Origin of the sequence: Vogesella mureinivorans, assembly GCF_007644035.1 — a bacterium.
GTDB lineage: Bacteria > Pseudomonadota > Gammaproteobacteria > Burkholderiales > Chromobacteriaceae > Vogesella > Vogesella mureinivorans.
Genome location: NZ_VMTV02000849.1, coordinates 1 through 286, shown reverse-complemented (window position 1 = coordinate 286; position 286 = coordinate 1). Strand labels below are relative to the sequence as shown.

Sequence of the window (286 nt, the reverse complement as noted above, 5' to 3'; positions counted from 1 at the left end):
GCAGGTCTACTCACTTCTCCATTACGTTATCGTTTTGGGATTGTGCAACGTCTTGAGTTCTATTCCGTTGAAGATTTAACCCACATTGTGGCTCGTTCAGCACATTTAATGGATGTGCCTACTACACCTGATGGTGCAAAAGAGATCGCTCGAAGAGCACGTGGAACACCTCGTATTGCCAACCGTTTATTACGTCGAGTGCGAGACTATGCACAAGTCAAAGGAACAGGTGAAGTCACTCAAGAAATGGCGCAACGTGCCTTAGATATGCTGAATGTCGCCTTCA

At 46.2% G+C, this 286-nt stretch carries 1 pseudogene; it reads left to right on the top strand.

What is annotated here, in order from left to right:
* Positions 1 to 286, top strand: a pseudogene (locus tag FLQ44_RS19915) (Holliday junction branch migration DNA helicase RuvB); the annotation flags it as partial.